3 protein-coding genes are annotated in these 3974 nt (G+C 52.7%); all 3 read left to right on the forward strand.

The window, feature by feature from the left end:
* Positions 1–483 (forward strand): TrmH family RNA methyltransferase (locus tag V6C07_RS04940; RefSeq protein ID WP_333535254.1); only part of this gene is annotated, 483 nt, incomplete at its 5' end.
* Positions 484–1006: 523 nt separating this feature from the next.
* Complete coding sequence (locus tag V6C07_RS04945; protein ID WP_333535255.1) at positions 1007–3037, forward strand: methyl-accepting chemotaxis protein; 2031 nt, start codon at positions 1007–1009, stop codon at positions 3035–3037.
* Between the two features lie 156 nt (positions 3038–3193).
* Complete coding sequence (locus V6C07_RS04950) at positions 3194–3559, forward strand: hypothetical protein (protein WP_333535256.1); 366 nt, start codon at positions 3194–3196, stop codon at positions 3557–3559.
* Positions 3560–3974 lie beyond the last annotated feature (415 nt).

A 3974-nucleotide genomic window follows, 5' to 3' on the forward strand; every position in this document is an offset into this window, starting at 1 on the left:
CGTCAGTCCCTGCTTTCGCCCGGCCGGGCCGCTGCGGATGTGGCAGAAGCTCTGGCGCGCGGCGAAAGGGTGGCCCTTGTTTTTGGCCCGGAAGACAGGGGCCTGAACAATGAGGAAATAACCCATTGCCATAAGCTTGTGACCATACCGACCGATCCTGCGGCCAGTTCGCTCAACCTTGCGCAGGCCGTACTGCTGCTTTTGTATGAATGTGCCGGTGCCGTGCGCAAGCGGCCCAAAGTCGATACCCAAAATACAGAAGAAGCCCACCCCGGCGGAGCCAGGCAGGTGACGGCGGCAGAGCAGGAACGCCTGATGGAATCCCTCAAGGACATGCTCTTGCGCCTTGATTATCTGCACGGCGATAATCCCGACTATTTTATCATGCCCTGGCGGCGGCTTTTTACCAGGGCCGGCTTGCGGCGGCACGAGTATGATGCCTTGATGGGCCTGTGCCGTCAGGTGCGCCACAAAATGGGCTGATCCTGCCCGGTTTTCCTGTTCACTGTTTTGCCCGCCGACACAACGTCGGCGGGCTTTTTTTTTGCTGAAGCAGGGCGTACCCGCAGGGCGCTGCTGCAAAGCGCCCCACCGGCATGCCATGCTCGGCGCTGGCGGAGCAGCGCATGCTGCCAGCGCCGCCGTAATTCCTGTGGTTTGCCGGGCCTTGCCTTGAGTCGATATTTCATGGAGTTGCGTAAGTGCGGCCATATTTCTGTTCGTTTTTTTATCTATCCTTTTGACTCCGGCAATAATGCAATTTATAGTCTTGTCTAAACAATTATCTCCACCAGACGATATGATGTTAAAAGGCACCACATATCAGGATGATTTATGATACCTGACAATTTTTGTCTTGTTTCTGATGTTGTTACGTGCTTTTTGCACATATATTAATAAGGAGCCGCCTTTGTAACAATCTTTACTCTGCAGCGTGTATCTCCAGCGTGTTTTTATAGAGGCAACGAACATACTTTCAAGATGCCGTAAGCATGAGGAGTGGCAGATGCGTTTGAGCCTTACCCACAAATATGTCGGATCTTTGTTTGCAGCTCTCATTACCTGTTGTGCCGTTGTTTTGTTTGTATCCATCTACTATATGAAAAAGCCGATGGATGAAGAATTGCGCAACAGCATACACCGCATGCAGAATATCGTTCACTCCGCCAATGAGATGACCATACAGCGCTTTGCCCAAAATGCCGCCTTTATTGCCGCCAATGAGCGGCTGGCCCGGGCCATGGCCTATAAGGATCATGATGAGGTTTTTACCCTTGCTGAAAAGGCCATGAAAATGGCCGGATCAGACTTTATGTCTGTAACGGACGCCCAGGGTATCGTTATTGCGCGGGGGCATTCCAAGAGCAAATACGGCGACAGCATTGCCAAGCAGGAAACCGTTGCCAAGGCCATGCAGGGCGTTCCGGCTCAGGCTGTGGTGACCGGGCCGCTCAATCCTTTCACGCTACGCGCATCGCAGCCTGTTTTTTACGAAGGGCAGCTGGCGGGAACCATATCTATCGGCGTTTCGCTTACCACTCCTGACTATCTGGACTGGCTCAGCCAGCTTGCCGGGGCTGCGGTCACCATTTTTAAGGGCGATACGCGCATCATGACGACCATTGTGTCTGACAACAAGCGTGCCGTGGGTACAAAGCTTGAAGCGCCGAACGTCATTGATGCCGTGCTTGAGCGCGGCGAAACGGTTTTTGTGCAAAACACCATTCTTGGTGTTCCCTATCAGTCAGCGTACTGGCCGGTGAAGGCCGCCGATGGAAAGATTGTGGGCATGTGGTTTACGGGGGCGCCCATAGGCGAACTGAAAAAACTTGAAAATGAGGCTGTTGTCACTGCCGTTTCCGTGGCCGCCGCCCTGCTGCTGGTACAGCTGGGCATTTCGGTGATTGTTGGCCTGCGCGTAAGCGCGCCGGTACGCAAGATAACCAGGTATGCCCTTGATGTGGCCGATGGCAAGCAGGACAGCGTACTGACGGTGCGCGGCTCGGACGACATGGGCATGCTGGCCGATGCCTTGCGCCATATGGAAAAAAACTTGCGTACGCTGGTGTTTGAGGCGGCGGAAAAAGCCCGAGAAGCCGAAAGGTGCGGCGAAGAGTGCAAGGTCGCCATGAATGAGGCAGAGCAGGCCAAGACACGGGCGGAACAGGCCCGGTGCGACGGCATGTCAAGCGCTGCGGCGCGCATTGAAGAAGTTGCCGTCAGACTTGGCAATTCGGTTTCAGACATTGCCGAGCAGGTGGAAAATACCGATCTTGCCCTGAACCGGGCTGTGGAGCGGCTTGCCGAAATAGCCTCGGCCATGGAAGAAATGAATTCCACGGTGACTGCTGTTGCCCACAATGCGGGCGGCGCTGCGGACATTTCAGATGCGGCGCGCAAGCTGGCAGAAGCCGGTTCCGGCGTGGTTTCGCAGGCCGTATCCAGCATTCAGCAGGTGCAGCAGCAGTCGATGGGCCTCAAGGGCGGCATGACCCAGCTTGACGAGCACGCCAGGGCCATCAGCCGCATTATGAGCGTTATTTCGGATATTGCCGACCAGACCAACCTGCTGGCGCTCAATGCGGCCATTGAGGCGGCCCGTGCAGGCGATGCAGGGCGAGGATTTGCCGTTGTGGCTGACGAGGTACGTAAACTGGCGGAAAAAACCATGACATCCACCACAGATGTGGGCGATGCCATCCGGGCCATTCAGTCCAGCGCGGCGCAAAGCATCCAGCAGGTTGATGACGCCGTGGACAATATCTCTGTTGCCACGGAATATTCCAATAAATCCGGCCAGTCGCTGCAAGAGATCGTGGGCATGGTGGACAAGACCGCAAACGAAGTGCGCGCGATCGCCACGGCCAGCGAGCAGCAGTCTGCCGTAAGCGACGAGATCAACAAGTCCATCAGTGATGTAAACTATCTGACCAGCAATACGTCGGAATCCATGAAGGTGGCCCTGCGTGAGCTTGATGAACTGCGCCGGCAGACGCAGAGTCTTATGGACCTGGTGGAAAACCTGAAAAAATCCTGACCGTCTCTCTGAGACTGGCGCGATACAGTAAGGCCGCGATTCCTTTTCGGGGAGTCGCGGCCTTTGCTGTGCTCTGCAGACATGGTTGCAAACGGCTTTTATGTCATGAAGATATATATTTTTAGTTCGTTACCGTGAAAGGACGGCAGTTTTGAAATGCTCAGCCTCGCTGGGATCGCCTGCTTTGCAGGCGGCAGGGCAGTTTGCGAAGCTGCACCAAAGTTTCGGAAGGGCAGGGGGCAAAGACCGTCCGGCCGGATGCACCGGGCAACGGCGGTGCGGTGCAAGGGCAGCGGCGTTAAGATGTCGGCTTGCTCTTCAGTAACGGGCTGGCGAACTGTAGCACTGCACCGCGCCGGGCATGACCGGCTGTGGATCGTAGGACTGCAAAAAAACATCCATCATAAATTTTTTTTCACAAAATGGAAAAAATTTATCATTTTATTTAATATTATCAAAAAGTTAAATGTTATTTTTATGTCGGATATTTGCTGTATAAAGACTGTGGCTATTTTTGACTAAATCTTTTAGTATATTGTATTTATTAATAGAAGTTTACTTAAGAATGTATACGGATTGGCTGCTGTGAAATCTTGGTTTGCTTTCTGCTCTATTTATTTTTAAGTTCGTGCCGAAGAATATAGTAATGCTGAATATGCCCGCCTTGTTGTTGATAAAATCAATGGCGGTTTTTTGAGATGTGTGGATAGGCAGCGTGAAGGCTCTGGCCGTTACGGCGAACTTTACCCTTTTTGTAAAACAATGCTTTGCCTTACGGCAACTTGCAGTGTTTTATGAATAATATATATTTTCATTGCTGTCCGGCTAAGGGGTAACAAAAAAGTCCAAAATCTCAGCAGTATGTGGTATAAGAAGTTACCACAACAACTTGCCACACAAGGAGATTTTGGACTTGAGCCATCATACTACACTCTTC

It is taken from the genome of Desulfovibrio sp. 1214_IL3152 (assembly GCF_036763055.1).
Lineage (GTDB): Bacteria > Desulfobacterota > Desulfovibrionia > Desulfovibrionales > Desulfovibrionaceae > Desulfovibrio.